This is a genomic window from Micromonospora sp. NPDC005171 (genome assembly GCF_040608575.1).
Taxonomy (GTDB): domain Bacteria; phylum Actinomycetota; class Actinomycetes; order Mycobacteriales; family Micromonosporaceae; genus Micromonospora.
This window is the reverse complement of the sequence record NZ_JBEXIM010000003.1, coordinates 166,982-183,743: the sequence shown is the minus strand read 5'-3', so window position 1 is coordinate 183,743 and position 16,762 is coordinate 166,982. Positions and strand designations below refer to the sequence as shown.

Genomic DNA, 16,762 nt, shown 5'->3' with positions numbered 1-16,762 from the left:
GTGGGCCGGGTTGCGGCGCGACGCCGCCGGTGGTGGGTCGGGGCCCACCCACCGGCGGCGTCGGGTACGACGAAGGTTGCGTCACGCTCGCAAGTGTTACAGGTTGCCGCGGGCTTCCTGCTCCCGCTCGATCGCCTGGAAGAGCGCCTTGAAGTTGCCCTTGCCGAAGCCCAGCGAGCCGTGCCGCTCGATCAGCTCGAAGAAGACCGTGGGGCGGTCCTGCACCGGCTTGGTGAAGATCTGGAGCAGGTAGCCGTCCTCGTCCCGGTCGACCAGGATCTTGCGGGCCTTCAGCTCCTCGATCGGCACCCGCACGTTGCCGATGCGGGCGCGCAGCTCCGGGTCCTCGTAGTACGAGTCCGGGGTGTCCAGGAACTCCACACCGGCCGCGCGCATCGCGTCCACGCTGGCCAGGATGTCGTTGGTGGCGACGGCGATGTGCTGGGCGCCCGGGCCCTGGTAGAACTCCAGGTACTCGTCGATCTGGGACTTCTTGCGGGCAATCGCCGGCTCGTTGAGCGGGAACTTCACCTTGCGGGTGCCGTTCGCCACGACCTTGCTCATCAGCGCCGAGTAGTCGGTGGCGATGTCGTCGCCGATGAACTCCGCCATGTTGGAGAAGCCCATGACCCGCTTGTAGAACTCGACCCACTCGTCCATCCGGCCCAGCTCCACGTTGCCGACCACGTGGTCGACGGCCTGGAAGAAGCGCTTCGGCTGGATGCCGGCGTCGATCATCGGCTGCCGGTCCACGATCGCGCCGCGGGCTACGAAGCCGGGCAGGAACGGGCCGGTGTAGCGGGACCGGTCGACCAGGGTGTGCCGGGTGTCGCCGTACGCGGCGATGGCGGCCATCCGGACGGTGCCGTGCTCGTCGGTCACCTCGTGCGGCTCGACGACGCTGGCGGCGCCCTGCGCGATGGCGTGCGCGTACGCGGCGTCCACGTCCGGGACCTCCAGCGCGATGTCGCTGATCCCGTCGCTGTGCCGGGCCACGTGCTCGGCGCCCTCGGCGTCCGGGCGCACCGCGCCGGTCAGCACGAACCGGGCCGAGCCGCTGGTCAGCACGTACTGGGCGTGGTCCCGGTAGCCCTGCTCGGGGCCGCGGTACGCCACGCAGGTCATGCCGAAGGCGGTGGAGTAGTAGTGGGCGGCCTGCTTGGCGTTGCCGACCAGGAAGTGCACGTGGTCGAGGCCCCGGACCGGGAACGGGTCGTGGCTGATGTCGTGGTCGACAGCGCCGACGAGCCGGTCGACGTCGACGTCCTCGGTCGACTGGGGTCGGTCGATCGCCTGGGTCATGGTGGGCTCCCTCGCGTACCGGCCGGCCTTGTGGGCCGCCGTGGTCGGTTCTTGTGGCGAGGATCGCTGCCCCGGCGTGGAGTGGGCAACTGTTGCCAGAAATGCTGGTCAGGTTGCGCATTCGGTATGGTCATCACTCATGAATGGTGAGCAGAATGTACAGCTCGACGTGCTCGACGTGCGCTTGATCGAACTGCTCGCCGAGGAGCCGCGGATCGGGGTGTTGGAGTGCTCCCGGCGGCTCGGGGTGGCTCGGGGCACCGTGCAGGCGAGGCTGGACAAGCTCGTCGAGCGGCGGGTCATCAAGGGCTTCGGCCCCGAGATCGCGCCGGCCGCCATCGGGTTCGGGGTGACCAGCTTCGTCACCCTGGAGATCAGTCAGCGGCACGGCCACGACCCGGTCACCGCTCACCTCGCCGCCATCCCCGAGGTGCTGGAGGCGCACACCATCACCGGCTCCAGCGACCTGCTCTGCCGGATCGTGGCCCGCTCCAACACCGACCTGCAACGGGTCATCGACCAGATCGTCTCGTCCGCCGGCATCACCCGGGCCTCGACGATCATCGCGCTGGCCGAGCAGATCCCCTACCGCACGCTGCCGTTGGTGCGCAGCGCTGTCCGGGCCGAGGGAAGGGCGCTGTAACACCTCCGAGCCCAGAAAGCGCGGCGACACGGCGGCGCGAGCGTACGGAAGATCCGTGATCGTGGCTACGGTGTGCGGGTGGCGAAGGGGAGCGTGCGCGGTGGGCTGCTGCTCGGCCTCGCCGTGGTCGTCGCGCTCGCCGCGACCGGCGTGTGGAACCCGTTCCCCGGCCTCTGGGACTGGGTGGACCGCAGCGAACCCATCTCCGAGCCGGACGTGGTCTGGCAGCAACGGGTCGGCGGCACCCCGCGCAGCGTGACCATCGCCGGCGACGCCGTCGTGGTCGAGCAGCGCACCCGGGTCGAGGCCCGCAGCCTGGCCACCGGCGCCCAGCTCTGGGAGCGCAAGGCGGACTGGGCGGCGGTCGCCGGCGGCGACCGCGACCCGGTCGTGGCCGTGGGCAAGCTCCTGGTCAAGGGGTACGAGCTGCTCGACCCGACGACCGGCGTGACCCGGCGACGTGACGATGACGCGGTGGCCGTCTGGACGTACCGCAACCTGCTCCTCGACGCCCGGTGCACGGACGCCACCGACTGCACCCTGAGCGCCTGGGACCCGCGCGGCACCGCGCCGCTCTGGACGGCCTTCCTGCCCGGGGTGCACAGCGGACTGCTCGCCGACAACCCCGGTCTGCGGGGCACCCGCCGGCTCACCGCCACCCGGATCGACGACGGCGTCGCCGGGGCGGAGGCCGCGCCACCGCTGCTGGGCTTCCCGGTCGACGGTCGGGTCCACGTGGTCGACACCGCCACCGGGCGGGTGTTGCAGAACGTCGAGCCCGGCCGGGACGAGCGGCTCTCCGTTGTGGGCGGTCGGCTGCTGCGGATCACCGCCCGATCCCAGGACGGCACCTGTTACTTCGCCATCTCCGCCCGGGACTCGGCGACCGGGCAGGAGGCGTGGCAGCGGGCCGGCATCAACCTGCGCACCGCGGACTCCGCCGGCTGCGTGCAACGCGAGGACCCGCAGGGCGCGCGGAACGTCATTATCGGCGTCGCCCCGGACGGCCGCGAGGCGGTCATCGACGGGTACGACGGACGGCTGCTCTGGGTCGGTGAGTCGGGCACCAAGCTGATCGCTGTGGACGACCGTTCGGCGGTGTTCCGGGCCGCCGACAAGCGCTCGGTCATCGCCCGTGAGCTGGGCACCGAGAAGGTGCTCTGGACGCGACAGGCCAGCGGCAAGGCCGGGGCCGCGCTCACCCCGTACGCGGTGGTGGTGGCCGACGAGAAGCCTTCCCGGCTGGCGGCACTGGACCCGCGTACCGGTCGGGAGCTGGCCGTCCTGCGCACCTCGGCGAACGCCCTCGCGGTCGGGTCGCAAGGCATGATCATCGGCGAGGGGCGAGAGATCGGGTACGTCCGCTTCGGCGCGTCCGGGAACTCGCCCGCCCGACCGCCCGGCGACGGTGGGAACCCCGGGCCGGGCAGCACCGGCCCCGGCGGGCCGAACAACGGCGACTGCGGGCCGAAGGGCGAACTCTGCCCCGACCCGGGCGGCGGTAAGGACGGCTGAGCGGGCGGTGCACCTGATGTTCGGGCCCGGCACGCCCGGTGGATGAGAGCGGCGTCCCAGCACCCGCCCGGCGGGTGGGAGTGATCGACCGGTCTGCCCTAGGCTTGCCGCTCATGAGCAGTGCCGCCGCATTCTCGTACGCCCCTCTGCTGCCGACCGGCCCGGACCAGACGGACTACCGCCTGGTCACCGACGAGGGCGTGGACGTCGTACACGGCCCGGGAGGCCGCCGGTTCCTCACCGTGGAGCCGTCCGCGCTCACCGCGCTGACCGCCGAGGCGATGCACGACATCGCGCACTTCCTGCGCCCCGCGCACCTGGCGCAGCTCCGGGCGATCATCGACGACCCGGCCGCCTCGCCGAACGACAGGTTCGTCGCGCTGGACCTGCTGCGCAACGCCAACATCGCCGCCGGCGGTGTCCTGCCCATGTGCCAGGACACCGGCACCGCCATCGTGATGGGCAAACGCGGCCGGCACGTGCTGACCGACGGTGCCGACGCGGAGGCCATCTCCCGGGGCGTCTACCAGGCGTACACCAAGCTGAACCTGCGCTACTCCCAGCTCGCCCCGCTGACCATGTGGGACGAGCGGAACACCGGCAGCAACCTGCCCGCCCAGGTGGACCTGTACGCCGAGGACCCGGACGGGCACCCCGACGCGTACAAGTTCCTGTTCATGGCCAAGGGTGGTGGCTCGGCCAACAAGTCGTACCTCTACCAGGAGACGAAGGCGCTGCTCAACCCCACCCGGATGATGCAGTTCCTGGAGGAGAAGCTGCGGCTGATCGGCACCGCCGCCTGCCCGCCGTACCACCTGGCCGTCGTCATCGGCGGCACCTCCGCCGAGTACGCGCTGAAGACCGCGAAGTACGCCAGCGCCAAGTACCTCGACGCGCTGCCCACCTCGGGTTCGATGAGCGCGCACGGCTTCCGGGACCTGGAGCTGGAGGCGGAGGTGCTGGAGCTGACCCGCAACTTCGGCATCGGCGCGCAGTTCGGTGGACGGTACTTCTGCCACGACGTGCGGGTGGTCCGGTTGCCCCGGCACGGCGCGTCCTGCCCGGTGGCGATCGCCGTCTCCTGCTCGGCGGACCGCCAGGCCGTCGCCAAGATCACCCCGTCGGGCGTGTGGCTGGAGCGCCTCGAAACCGACCCGGCGCGGTTCCTGCCCGACGTCACCGACGAATCGCTCGACGCCGAGCTGGTCGTCCGGGTCGACCTGAACCGGCCGATGGACGAGATCCGCGCCGAGCTGTCGAAGTACCCGGTGAAGACGCGCCTCTCGCTCTCCGGGCCGCTGGTGGTCGCCCGGGACATCGCACACGCCAAGATCGCCGAGCGGTTGGACGCCGGTGAGCCGATGCCGCAGTACCTGCGTGACCACGCGGTCTACTACGCCGGCCCGGCGAAGACCCCCGAGGGGTACGCGTCCGGCTCGTTCGGCCCGACCACGGCCGGGCGGATGGACGCGTACGTGGAGAAGTTCCAGGCCGCCGGCGGCTCGCAGGTGATGCTGGCCAAGGGCAACCGGTCGGGTCAGGTGACCCGCTCCTGCCAGCAGCACGGTGGCTTCTACCTCGGCTCGATCGGCGGCCCGGCAGCCCGCCTCGCACAGGACTGCATCAAGCACGTCGAGGTGCTCGAATACGCGGAGCTGGGCATGGAGGCGGTCTGGAAGATCGAGGTGGAGGACTTCCCCGCCTTCATCGTGGTCGACGACAAGGGCAACGACTTCTTCGCCGAGGTCACCAAGCCGGTGCTCACCGTCGGCCGCCGCTGACCCGACAGGCACGCGAACGGGCGCCGGGCGAATCCGCCCGGCGCCCGTCCTGTCGTCCGTGCTCTGCCGACATCGGTACGCCCGCCCCGCTGGGGTGGGACGGGCGCACCGCCCCCGTCGGATGCCGTCACCGACAACCCGGATTGAGTCTGCTGCGCACCGCTGTCGATCCGCTCTCAGATCACTATCGCCTGACCGAGGCGATCTGTTACCGCCGGACTACTCTGCTGGAAGTTGCACCACTGAAGCGGGAGAGTAGATGCGGTTCGGGATCCTGGGGCCCCTGCGGGTGGGCGGTGGCGAGTCCACTGTCACCGCGGGACGCGACCGGATCGTGCTCGCCATGCTGCTGTTGCGCTTCGGCCGTCTGGTGACGGTCGAGGAGCTGATCGACGCGGTATGGGAGGAAGATCCGCCAGCCACCGCCCGCGCCCAGCTGCAGACCTGCGTGTCGCGGTTGCGCCGCCGGTTCACCGAACTCGGGCTGGCGCCGGAGCTCATCGTCACCGATCCGGCGGGGTACGGCGTGCGTACCGGCCCAGACGACCTGGACGCCGAGGTCTTTGCCCGGCGTGTGGAGGCGGCCCGAGCCGCCGCCACAGCGGGTCGGCTGGTCGACGCCCGGGCCGAATTCCGCGCCGCCTTGGCGTTGTGGCGCGGGCCGGCGCTCGGCGGAATCCCGAGCCGGAGTGTCCGCCGGCGTGCGCAGGCACTCGACGAGCAGCGCCTCACCGCGCTGGAGGAGTGCGTCGACGTCGAACTGCGCCTTGGTCGGGCAGCCGAGCTGATCGAGGAACTGGCGGAGAGCGTCGACCGGCATCCGTTGCGGGAGCGCCTGCGAGGTCAACTCATGCTGGCGCTGTCCTCGGTCGGTCGCCAGGCCGACGCGCTCGCGGTCTACCGGGAGGGTCGGCGGTTCTACGCCGACGAGCTGGGCATCGAACCGGGCGCCGAGTTGCAGGAGCTGCACCAGCGGGTGCTCGCCGGTGATCTGGCCCTGGCCGGCCGGAAAGCGCTGTCGATCGCTCCGGTGCGCTCGTTGCCCCGGGCGATCGGTGACTTCACGGGCCGGCAGCAGACACTGGCCCGCCTGGTCAAGGAGGTGGCAGCCGGTGCCCGGATCCAGCTCATCGACGGCATGGCGGGCAGCGGCAAGACCACCCTCGCTGTGCATCTCGCCACCGCTCTGGCAGACGACTACCCGGACGCTCAGCTCTACATCGACCTGCACGGGCACAGCGAGCGCACTCCGTTGACACCGGCTGCGGCGGTGGCCACGCTGCTGCGGCAACTCGGTGTGCCCGACGAGCGCGTACCCGGAAACCAGGACGACCGGCTGGCGCTCTGGCGCACCGAGCTGTCCGGCCGGCGGGCCCTGCTGGTGTTGGACAACGCGGCAACAGCCGACCAGGTGACACCACTGCTGCCCAACGGCTCGCAGTGCCTGATCCTGATCACCAGCCGCCGCCGGCTGGTGGGGGTGGACGAGGGTCGGCCGTCGTCGCTTCCCGTGCTCGACACCGACGAGGGCGTCGAGCTGCTGGGGAGGGTGGTCGGCATGAACCGGGTGGCGGCCGAGCCGGAGGCAGCGATCGAGGTGGTCCGACGCTGCGGTCACCTGCCGCTGGCCATCCGGCTGGCCGGTGCCCGACTGGCGCACCGACCCCGCTGGCGGATCGCCGACTTGGCCGAGCGGCTGAGCACCCGACCGGATCCGTTGGCCGAGTTCGAAGCGGGCGATCGGTCCGTCGGTCGCGCCTTCAACCTGTCGTACGCCCAGGTGTCGCCGTTGGCGCAGCGCGCGTTCCGGCTGCTGGGTCTGCACCCGGGCGTACGGTTCGACAATCTGGTCGCCGCCGTACTGGCCGAACTGCCGCTGCCCGAGACCCAGGACCTGCTGGACGAGTTGGTCGACGCGCACCTGGTGGAGGAGACGGAGCCGGGCCGGTACCGGTTGCACGACCTGGTCCGGGAGTACGCGCGGACGTTGGTCGCCGAGCCGGAACGGGCCAGCGAGCGTCGCGACGCCATCGAGCGTCTGCTCGATCATCACCTGCACGTCGCCGTGGCGATCGCCCGCAAGAGGGAGCTTTCCTCAATCCACTCGCTGTTCGTGGTGACGGCGCCGATCCGGGCAGACCTGGTCACGATCGTCGCCGAGCAGAGTCGAGCCTGGCTCGACGAGAACCTTGCCCTGTGGCCCGCCCTGGTCCGGTCGGCGGAGACCGAGGGGTTTCTCCAGCACTGCTGGCAGCTGGCGAGGGCCGGCTGGCACGCCCAGTTCGAGAGCGGCCGGCTGGACGAGTTGATCGAGACGCACTCCGCAGGACTGCGCGCCGCCGAGGAGTTGGGCGACGACCGTGCGGTGGCGACCATCCTCAACTATCTCGCCTCGGCCCACTACCGGTTGGGTGACTTTCCCGAGTCGGTTCGGTTGATGGAGAGGTCGCTGAAGCTCTTCCGCCCCCTCGGTCTGCGCCGCGAGTTCCGCAACACCCTCGGCAACCTGGGCACCTCGTACGCCGCCAACTACCAGTTCCGCCAGGCCCGGGAGAGCTACGACGCCGCACGGGCGTTGGCGACACGGATGCGCGACACGGCAGGGCTGGCGAACGAACTCAACAACCTGACGATGACCCTGCTGCTCTGGGGGCGGCACGACGAGGCGCTGCGCACCGCCCGACTGCATCTGGGCATCGCCCGCGAGGTCGGCGATCCGCGCCGGATCGGCAACGCCCTCGGGCACCTCGGAATGATCCGGCATCGGATGGGTGACATCGTGCCGGCGGAGCGGTTGCTGCGGGTGGCGTTGCGCATCAAGCGAGAGGTCGGAGCCCGGTTTGGCGAGGGTGAGGTGTTGAACGAGATCGGGATGATGGAACGTGAGGCCGGCCGTCCTCAACGGGCCGCCGACCTGCACCGCGCCGCACTGGTCGCGATGACCGAGGCGGGGGACCGCATCGCCCAGTGCGGCTCGCGTAACCTGCTGGCCCGAGCCATCCTGGATCAAGGGGACGCGACAAGTGCACTCGACCTGCATCGTCGGGTGCTCGTCGACGCCACCGGGCTGAGTTCCCCACACGAGCAGGGCCGGGCGCTGGAGGGCATCGCCCGCTGTTTGCTGTCGATCGACCCGGCGGCGGCGCGGGCGCACCTGACCCGGGCGCTGGCGCTGTTCCGGCAGATCGATTCGCCGGAGCAGCACGAGGTGGAACGGCTGCTCGCCGAGTTGGGCTGACGGATCATCTGCGAGTCGGCCACGGGCGCGGCAGGATGGTACGCGTGACGACTCCAGAGGCGACCGGTTACCGCATCGAACGCGACTCGATGGGCGAGGTGGAGGTGCCCGCCGAGGCGCTGTGGCGGGCGCAGACCCAGCGCGCGGTGCAGAATTTCCCGATCTCCGGCCGAGGTCTCGAACCGGCTCAGATCAAGGCCCTCGCCCAGATCAAGGGCGCGGCGGCCGAGGTCAACGGCGAGTTGGGTGTCATCGACGCCAACGTGGCCGCCGCCATCACAGCCGCCGCCGCGCACGTGGCCGACGGTGGCTACGACGACCAGTTCCCGGTGGACGTGTTCCAGACCGGCTCGGGCACGTCGTCGAACATGAACACCAACGAGGTGATCGCCACCCTGGCGAGCCGTGAGCTGGGCTCACCGGTACACCCGAACGATCACGTCAACGCCTCCCAGTCGAGCAACGACGTCTTCCCGTCCTCGATCCACCTGGCGGCCACCCAGTTCATCGTGGAGGATCTGCTGCCGTCGCTGGCGCACCTGGCGGCCGCCTTGGAGGCCAAGGCGGCGGAGTTCGAGACGGTGGTCAAGGCCGGTCGTACGCACCTGATGGACGCCACTCCGGTCACCCTCGGTCAGGAGTTCGGCGGGTACGCCACCCAGGTCCGCTACGGGATCGAACGGCTGGAGGGCGCGCTGCCCCGACTGGCCGAGCTGCCGTTGGGCGGCACCGCCGTGGGCACCGGGATCAACACCCCGCTCGGCTTCGCCGCCGCCGTGATCGACAAGCTGCGCGAGTCGACCGGGTTGCCGCTGAGCGAGGCGCGTAACCACTTCGAGGCGCAGGGCGCCCGGGACGCGTTGGTGGAGACCTCGGGGCAGCTGCGTACCGTGGCGATCGGCCTGTACAAGATCGCCAACGACATCCGCTGGATGGGTTCCGGCCCCCGCGCCGGCCTGCGTGAGCTGCGCATCCCCGACCTCCAGCCCGGCTCCTCGATCATGCCGGGCAAGGTCAACCCGGTGGTCGCCGAGGCGATGCGACAGGTCTGCGCCCAGGTGATCGGCAACGACGCGGCGGTCGGGTTCGCCGGCTCGCAGGGCGACTTCGAGCTGAACGTGATGCTCCCCGTGATGGGCCGCAACCTGTTGGAGTCGATCCGGCTGCTCTCCGCGGTCAGCCGGCTCTTCGCCGACCGGCTGGTGGCCGGCCTGGTCGCGGACGCCGAGGTCTGCCTGGCGTACGCCGAGGGCTCACCGTCGATCGTCACGCCACTCAACCGCTACCTGGGGTACGACGAGGCCGCGTCCATCGCCAAGGAGGCGCTGGCCAAGCAGACCTCGATCCGCGAGGTGGTGATCTCCCGGGGTCACGTCGACTCCGGCAAGCTCACCGAGACCCAACTCGACGAGACGTTGGACCTGCTCCGGATGACCCACCCCTGATCCGGACCGCCCCGCTCAGCGCAGGTGTCGCGGTCTCGCCCAGCCGAGGAAGCGGGTGAAGAGCGCCGCGGGGTCCGGGCCGTCGTGCGGGTTGAGCCGATACAGGTCGGCGGCCGCCTCGTGCAGGACCGTGCACAGGTAGACGCTCAACCCGATCCGATCGTTCGCGTACTCCTGACGGAGAGTGAGTCGGGCGACTGGACATGGCCAGGGCGCGGCACAGACCCGGCAGAGCCAGAGCGGGCGCAGCGGCAGGTGCGGTCGTCGGGGTGTGGTCGCGCGGTCGGGCAGGGTGGTCCTGGACATGGCGTTGCGGTCCTTTCGAGCTGACTCGCTTGTGGCATCACCCCGCGCCCTCCGCACCTTCTGCGTCTCCGCGCCCCGTGCCCCCGCGCCCCGTGCCCCCGCGCCGCCCCCGCGCGCCGTGCCCCCGCGTTCTCGCTTCCTGCGTCGCGCGCGCCCCGGAGGCGGCACTCCGGCGGCGACGGCGCGTCAAGATCGTGCTCGATCCTGGATGTAGTGGTTTCCGCACGTCAGGACCCCACTACTTCCACGATCGAGCACGATCTTGGGCGGTCGGTCGGGTTGGGTGGGGGTGGGACCGCCCGGCACGGGGGAGCGGGCGGTCCCGTGCGGCGCCGCCGGGCCCGGGGGACGGGGAGCGGTGCCGCGCTTCACAGTCTGGTGATCGGACGACTACGGTCGGAAGGGTTCGGCCCACCTGTCGTAGCTGCCCTGTTCCGGGCCGCGCCGGCTCTGTTGGTCGGCTGGAGTTGATCGTCGGCGGGTTGGAGAGTGGCTGGGCATGGCCGATGGACAGATGACGGCGGCGGCGTTCCTGATCGCGGAGCTGCGCCGGGCGCGGGTCCGGCGCGGCTGGAGTCAGGACGAGCTGGCCAAGGCGGTGAACTACTCGGCGTCGATGGTCAGCGCCGTCGAGCTGGGCCAGCAGGTGCCCACCACCAAGTACCTGGAACTCGTCGACCGCGCCCTGGACACCGGCGGCCTCTTCGGCCGGATGTCCACCGAACTGGTCAGCCTGGACCGGGCCCAGCCCTGGCTACGCGGCTGGCAGGCGATCTTCGAGCAGGCGCGCACGGTCCGGTGGTACGAGCCTCGCTACGTGCCAGGGCTGTTCCAGACCGAGGACTACGCCCGTGCGGTCTTCGAGGCGGGCGGCCTGCTCGCTACCGAGGAGGTCGACCGGCGACTGACCGACCGGATGAGCCGCCAAGAGGTTCTGCACAGCGAGCGGTCGCCACACGTCGTTGCGGTACTGGACGAGGCGGTGCTGCGACGGCGGGTGGGCGGGCGGAAGGTGATGCGCGACCAGACGCTGCACCTGGTACGCATCGCCACCGAGCACCCTCGGGTCCGGCTGCATGTGGTGCCGCGATCCGCCGAGGAGTATCCGGGTCTCGGCGGGCAGTTCGCGCTCGCCGCCCTGCCCGACGGCACGGAGGTGGCCTACCTGGACTGTCAGGTTCGCGGCCAGGAGTTGGACCAGCCGAAGGATCTGTTGCGGTTGCAGCGGGTCTGGGAAGCTACCTTGGGTGAGGCCCTGCCCCCGCAGGCGTCCATCGAGTTGATGAACGAGGTGGCCGAGTCGTGGAGCTGAGCGGAGCTGAGTGGCGCAAGAGCAGCCGCAGCAACCAGGACGCCAACTGCGTCGAGGTGGCTACGAATCTGGGGAGCGTGGTCGGGGTGCGAGACAGCAAGGACTCGGACGGTCCCGTGCTCGTTGTCGACGCGTACTCCTGGCGGCTCTTCGTGGCCGCGCCTCCGCGCTGACGCGACCGCCTCGCCCGCGACGGCGGTCGGGTTTTCCCCGCAGATCTGGGGCGGCCCGGGTAAACGGCTCGACGGGGTGGCGGGGCAGCGGGATGATCCGGCTGTGGGTGACGATGCGGCGGGTGTGCCGGCGGGGACCGAGCGGTTGCGGTTGCGGCGGCTGACCACGGCCGACGTGGACGCGCTGGTCGAGCTGGACAGCGACCCCGAGGTGATGCGTTTCCTCACCGGTGGCGTCGCGACCCCGCTGGCCGCCGTGCGTGACGAGCACTTGCCGAGGCTGCTGGCCCAGTACGACAGGCATCCCGGGTTGGGTCGGTGGGCGGCGCACGATCGGGAGTCCGGCGAGTTCGTGGGCTGGTTCGCGCTGGACCCGTCGGAGGACGGCACCGAGGCCGAGTTGGGCTACCGGCTGCGCCGCTCGACGTGGGGGCGAGGGCTGGCCACCGAGGGATCGCGGGCGCTGGTCCGGTACGCCTTCGACACCCTCGGGGTGCGTCGGGTCTGGGCCGAGACGATGGCTGTCAACGAACGCTCCCGGCGGGTGATGGTGAAGGCCGGGCTGCACTACGTGCGGACCTTCCACCTCCAGTGGGACGACCCCATCCCGGGTACCGAGCAGGGCGAGGTGGAGTACGAGGTGCGGGCCGAGGAGTGGGCGACAGTCGGTCAGGAACGGCCGGCGGCCCGGCGGGCGCGGTAGGCGGTCACCGCCGCGCGGTTGCCGCAGCCGGCCTCGCAGAACCGCCGGGACCGGTTGCGGGACAGGTCGACGACCACGTTGTCGCAGTCCGGGTATTCGCAGATCCGCAGCCGGCTCAGTTCGCCGGTACGGACCAGGTCGGCCATCGCCATGGCGGCCTCCACCGCGATCCGGGTGGCCAGCGGCGCGTCGCGGGGCACGGCGTGCAGGTGGTACGGCTCGTCGTCGTGCTCGATGAGCTGGGGCAGCGCCCTGTGTTCCAGCAGCAGGCCGTTGACCACCGCGACGATCTCAGGTGGCTCGGCGTACCAGATGCGGCGCAGTTGGGGCCGCAGGTCTCGAACCGCCCGCAGTTCGGCGTCGGTGTGCTCGTGCCGGCCGCTGTAGGAGTAGCGGACGAAGAACGCGTCCAGCGCCGCGACGTCGGGCAGTAACTCGCCGTCCCGGCCCGCGGTGTTGACCAGCGCCGCGGCGGCGATCAGCGAACACTCGGTGTCATGAGCGAATAGCAACTTGACTCCTGTCATGGCTTCCGCCTAGCGTCATCAGCACAAGGATAGTTTGCTCATGACACGGTGCCCATCCCGAGGAGCGCGACATGCACTCACGACCTGCTGCCGGCGTCGGGTTGGCGCTGCTCTCCGCAGTCACCTTCGCCACCTCCGGAACCTTCGCGCGGTCGCTCATCGAGGCCGGCTGGTCGGCCGAGTCCGCGGTGATCGCCCGCGTCGGCGTGGCCGCCCTGGTGCTGGCGATCCCCGCCCTGCTGTCGCTGCGGGGCAAATGGGACGTGCTGCGGAGCAACGCCACCGCCATCGGGCTGTTCGGGCTCCTCGGAGTGGCGCTGGCCCAGGTGTGCTTCTTCAACGCCGTGCGCTACCTGCCGGTCGGTGTCGCGCTGCTGCTGGAATACCTGGGCATCATCCTCGTCGTGGTCTGGATGTGGCTGCGGCACGGGCAGCCGCCCCGCCGACTCACCGTCGCCGGGTCGGTGGCCGCGCTGGCCGGGCTGGCGTTCGTACTCGACCTCGCCGGCACCGCCGACTTCCACCCGGTAGGCGTGCTCTGGGGGCTGGGCGCGGCGTTCGGCCTGGCCGGGTACTTCGTGCTCGCCGGCCGGGTCGACCCCCGACTACCCTCGGTCGCCATGGCCAGCGGCGGAATGGCGGTCGGCGCCGCCGTGCTGCTCCTCATCGGGCTGACCGGCCTGCTGCCACTGCACGCCACCTTCGGCGAGGTCACCTTCGCCGGGCAGCCCACCAGCTGGTTGGTGCCCATCGCCGGGCTCTCGCTGGTGGCCGCCGTCATCGCCTACCTCGCCGGTATCGCCGGCACCCGGATCCTCGGCCCCCGCCTGTCGTCGTTCGTCGGACTGACCGAGGTGCTCTTCGCGGTGCTGATCGCCTGGATCTTCCTGAACGAGCTGCCCACCGGCTGGCAGTTGTTCGGCGGCGTGCTGATCGTCGCCGGCGTCTCCCTGGTACGCCTCGACGAGCTGCGAGCGACGCCCGCGCCGGTCACGCCGGTCACGCCCGAGCCCGAACTGGCACTCGACGGTCGGTGAGGGTGTGGCGGTCGGTGTACTGCCTGATGGTCGGCGCTAGTCAGCGGGCGGTGGCTTCGGCGGGCGGTGGGTTTCGTGGGCGGTGAGAGAGTGGCGTTGTGCTGACCACTGTGGTGTTCGATGCTGACGAGACCCTGTTGGACCTGCGTCCCGCAGTGACTGGCGGGCTGGTGGCTGTCCTCGACGAGATGCGGCGGCGCACCCCGGTGGCGGCCGGGGTGACGCTCGCCGAGCTGGAGTCGGACTGGGACGTCGTCTTCGGCGAGCTGACGGCCGCCCCGGTGATGGAGATCCGGCGCGCCGCGCTGGCCCGGTCGCTGAGCCGCGCCGCGCTGGCCGACCACCTGGACGAGATCGCGGACCTCTTCTTCGCCCGCCGGTTCGCCCTCACCCGACCGTTCCCGGACGTACCGCCAGCGCTGGCCACGCTGCGCGGCCAGTACACGCTGGGCTTCGCCACCAACGGCAACAGCCGCGCCGAACGATGCGGGCTCACCGGCGAGTTCGCCTTCGAGCTGTACGCGCACGAGAACGGCCTGCCCAAGAAGCCGGCCCCAGAGTTCTACGCAGCCGTGGTCGAGGCGGCCGGCGTGCCAGCCCGGCAGATCGTGTACGTCGGTGACTCCTGGGAGCACGACGTGGTGGCACCTCAGCGGGCCGGCCTGCGATCGGTGTGGCTGAACCGGCTCGGCCTGCCGCGCCCACCCGGCTGCACGCCCGACGCCGAAGTCTCCAGCATGGCCGATCTGCCGGCCGCGCTGGCGGGATTCACGGCCATAACGGGCGCTCAACTGGCGTAATCCCGAATGGTGTTGTGTGATGGCTGCCACGTCCCTCAACGAGAGGATCCGATGTGGTGAGCAAGCGCTTCACCGCCCGTACGGTCGCGACCGCGGCAGTGCTGGCACTTACGGCTACGGGGTTGGGTGTGCCGGCCAACGCCGCGCCGAGCGACTCCCGCACCTTCACCGTCGTCGCCGAGGATGGCGTCGCCGCCGACACGGCCGTCGCCGCGATCCAGGCAGCTGGCGGCACTGTGGTGTCGCGGTCCGACGAGGTCGGCATGTTCCAGGTCAGCAGCGACCGGGCCGACTTCGCAGCCAGGGCGACCGCCGCGCCGACGCTGATCGGCGCCGCCGAGCAGAAGGCCATTGGCCGCAAGCCGAAGCTGGACCGGGTTGAGCAGGAGACCCTGACGGCGGCGTCGGCGGGGGCCGCAGCCCGACGCGGTGCCAAGATGGACCCGCTCGACGAAAAGCTGTGGGGCTTGGAGATGATCCAGGCCGACAAGGCCCGCAAGATCGAGCCGGGCGACCGCCGGGTGACCGTCGGCGTGCTGGACACCGGCGTCGACGCCAGCAACCCGGACATCGCGCCAAACTTCAACTGGTCGCTGTCGCGCAACTTCGCGCCCGACCTGACCGACGTGGACGGCCCCTGCGAGGTGTCGAGCTGCCTCGACCCCGTCGGTACCGACGACGGCGGGCACGGCACCCACGTGGCCGGCACCATCGGCGCCGCAGCCAACGGCTTCGGCCTCTCCGGCGTCGCCCCGAACGTATCGCTGGTCGAACTCAAGGGTGGCCAGGACTCCGGCTACTTCTTCCTCGACCCGGTGGTCAACGCCCTGGTCTACGCCGGCCGGTCCGGAATCGACGTGGTCAACATGTCGTTCTACGTCGACCCGTGGCTCTACAACTGCTCCGCCAACCCGGCCGACTCGCCCGAGGACCAGGCCGAGCAGCGGGCCATCATCAAAGCGATGAAGCGGGCGCTGATCTTCGCGCACAACAAGGGCGTCACCCTCGTCGGTGCGCTCGGCAACAACAACGAGGACCTGGGCGCACCGCGTACCGACGTCACGAGCCCCGACTACGGCGCCGCCCCGTACCCCCGCCCGATCGACAACGAGAGCTGCTGGGACCTGCCCACCGAGGGCCCGCACGTGATCGGCGTGTCGTCGGTCGGCCCGTCCGGCAAGAAGTCGGACTTCTCCAACTACGGCACCGAGCAGATTTCGGTCGCCGCGCCCGGTGGATTCGCGCGGGACGGCTTCGGGACCCCGACGTACAACACCCCTGGTAACCGGATCCTCTCCAGCTACCCGCTGAAGGTGCTCCAGGAGGAGCCCATCTCCGTCACCATCCCGGACCCCAAGGTGGACGCGGACGGCAACATCGATCCGCGCGTCGCCACGAGCGTGTTCAAGCAGTGCAAGGCCAACGGCGAGTGCGGGTACTACACGTACCTGCAGGGCACCTCGATGGCGTCCCCGCACGCCGCCGGTGTCGCCGCGCTGATCGTCAGCCGGTACGGCAAGCCGCAGGGCCGGGGTGGCTTCGGCATGTCGCCGGACCTGGTCGAGCAGCACCTTTACCGCACGGCGGCCGAGCACGCGTGCCCGGAGCCGCGCCTCCAGCAGTACCGCAACGAGGGCCGGGACGAGACCTACGACGCGTACTGCGCCGGTGGGGTCAACTTCAACGGCTTCTACGGCTACGGGATCGTCGACGCCTACGCGGCGGTGAAGACCCCGCTCAAGCCGAACGCCCGCCCGTAGCGCACATCGCACTGCGGTGGCCCAACCGCCACCGTCCCCGGGGCCCGGTCGACACTTCGTCGACCGGGCCTTGCGGTTGTCCGGGCCTTGCGGTTGTGCGGGCCTTGCGGTTGTGCGGGCCTGCGGTTGTGCGGGCCTGCGGTCACTCGGCCCTGCGGTCGCTCGGGCCTGCCGTCACTCGGCCCTGCGGTTGCTCAGCCCTGCCGTCACCCGGGCCTGT

The 16,762-nt window shown here is 70.8% G+C and carries 14 protein-coding genes; 11 read left to right on the top strand and 3 right to left on the bottom strand.

Features of this window, described 5'->3' with window-relative positions:
* Positions 1-96: 96 nt before the first annotated feature.
* Positions 97-1,302 carry a 4-hydroxyphenylpyruvate dioxygenase gene (hppD, locus tag ABZU74_RS07405; RefSeq protein ID WP_355419464.1) on the bottom strand — a complete coding sequence of 402 codons (1,206 nt, stop codon included), beginning with the start codon at positions 1,300-1,302 and terminating at the stop codon, positions 97-99.
* A gap of 139 nt (positions 1,303-1,441) precedes the next feature.
* Here hppD and ABZU74_RS07400 point away from each other — a divergent pair, with 139 nt between their 5' ends.
* From ABZU74_RS07400 to ABZU74_RS07380, 5 genes are all read left to right on the top strand, one after another.
* Positions 1,442-1,945, top strand: a complete 504-nt coding sequence (locus ABZU74_RS07400) for an Lrp/AsnC family transcriptional regulator (protein ID WP_355419462.1) — start codon at positions 1,442-1,444, stop codon at positions 1,943-1,945.
* Between the two features lie 105 nt (positions 1,946-2,050).
* Positions 2,051-3,460 carry a PQQ-binding-like beta-propeller repeat protein gene (locus ABZU74_RS07395; RefSeq protein ID WP_355419753.1) on the top strand — a complete coding sequence of 470 codons (1,410 nt, stop codon included), beginning with the start codon at positions 2,051-2,053 and terminating at the stop codon, positions 3,458-3,460.
* Positions 3,461-3,573: 113 nt separating this feature from the next.
* The gene (locus ABZU74_RS07390) at positions 3,574-5,241 is read left to right on the top strand and encodes a fumarate hydratase (protein ID WP_355419460.1); all 1,668 of its coding nucleotides are present in this window, start codon (positions 3,574-3,576) and stop codon (positions 5,239-5,241) included.
* Positions 5,242-5,500: 259 nt separating this feature from the next.
* A complete protein-coding gene (locus ABZU74_RS07385) occupies positions 5,501-8,479 on the top strand; it encodes a BTAD domain-containing putative transcriptional regulator (RefSeq protein ID WP_355419458.1) in 2,979 nt (992 codons plus the stop codon).
* 35 nt (positions 8,480-8,514) lie between these two features.
* Positions 8,515-9,924 (top strand): class II fumarate hydratase, encoded by a 1,410-nt coding sequence (locus ABZU74_RS07380; RefSeq protein ID WP_355419456.1) that lies wholly within the window; start codon positions 8,515-8,517, stop codon positions 9,922-9,924.
* A 15-nt stretch (positions 9,925-9,939) separates the two neighbouring features.
* Here the strand turns inward: ABZU74_RS07380 and ABZU74_RS07375 are convergent, their stop codons facing one another.
* Complete coding sequence (locus ABZU74_RS07375) at positions 9,940-10,230, bottom strand: hypothetical protein (protein WP_355419454.1); 291 nt, start codon at positions 10,228-10,230, stop codon at positions 9,940-9,942.
* A 499-nt stretch (positions 10,231-10,729) separates the two neighbouring features.
* On the opposite strand from ABZU74_RS07375, the gene ABZU74_RS07370 reads away from it, so the two are divergent.
* From ABZU74_RS07370 to ABZU74_RS07360, 3 genes are all read left to right on the top strand, one after another.
* Positions 10,730-11,542, top strand: a complete 813-nt coding sequence (locus ABZU74_RS07370; protein ID WP_355419452.1) for a helix-turn-helix transcriptional regulator — start codon at positions 10,730-10,732, stop codon at positions 11,540-11,542.
* Positions 11,533-11,715: a DUF397 domain-containing protein gene (locus ABZU74_RS07365; RefSeq protein WP_355419450.1), complete on the top strand. Its 183-nt coding sequence runs from the start codon at positions 11,533-11,535 to the stop codon at positions 11,713-11,715. The genes ABZU74_RS07370 and ABZU74_RS07365 overlap by 10 nt, the downstream gene beginning before the upstream one ends.
* Before the next feature lie 103 nt (positions 11,716-11,818).
* The gene (locus tag ABZU74_RS07360; RefSeq protein ID WP_355419448.1) at positions 11,819-12,418 is read left to right on the top strand and encodes a GNAT family N-acetyltransferase; all 600 of its coding nucleotides are present in this window, start codon (positions 11,819-11,821) and stop codon (positions 12,416-12,418) included.
* Here ABZU74_RS07360 and ABZU74_RS07355 read toward each other — a convergent pair.
* Complete coding sequence (locus tag ABZU74_RS07355; protein ID WP_355419446.1) at positions 12,385-12,945, bottom strand: CGNR zinc finger domain-containing protein; 561 nt, start codon at positions 12,943-12,945, stop codon at positions 12,385-12,387. The two genes, ABZU74_RS07360 and ABZU74_RS07355, sit on opposite strands and share 34 nt — an antisense overlap.
* A 71-nt stretch (positions 12,946-13,016) precedes the next feature.
* Here ABZU74_RS07355 and ABZU74_RS07350 point away from each other — a divergent pair, with 71 nt between their 5' ends.
* The 3 genes from ABZU74_RS07350 to ABZU74_RS07340 all read left to right on the top strand — a co-directional run bounded on the left by ABZU74_RS07350 (position 13,017) and on the right by ABZU74_RS07340 (position 16,542).
* Positions 13,017-13,982, top strand: coding sequence for a DMT family transporter (locus tag ABZU74_RS07350; protein WP_355419444.1), 966 nt, complete (start codon positions 13,017-13,019; stop codon positions 13,980-13,982).
* A gap of 98 nt (positions 13,983-14,080) precedes the next feature.
* On the top strand, positions 14,081-14,782 hold the full coding sequence (locus ABZU74_RS07345) for an HAD family hydrolase (RefSeq protein ID WP_355419442.1): 702 nt from the start codon (positions 14,081-14,083) through the stop codon (positions 14,780-14,782).
* 56 nt (positions 14,783-14,838) lie between these two features.
* Complete coding sequence (locus ABZU74_RS07340) at positions 14,839-16,542, top strand: S8 family serine peptidase (protein WP_355419440.1); 1,704 nt, start codon at positions 14,839-14,841, stop codon at positions 16,540-16,542.
* The last annotated feature ends 220 nt before the right edge of the window (positions 16,543-16,762 follow it).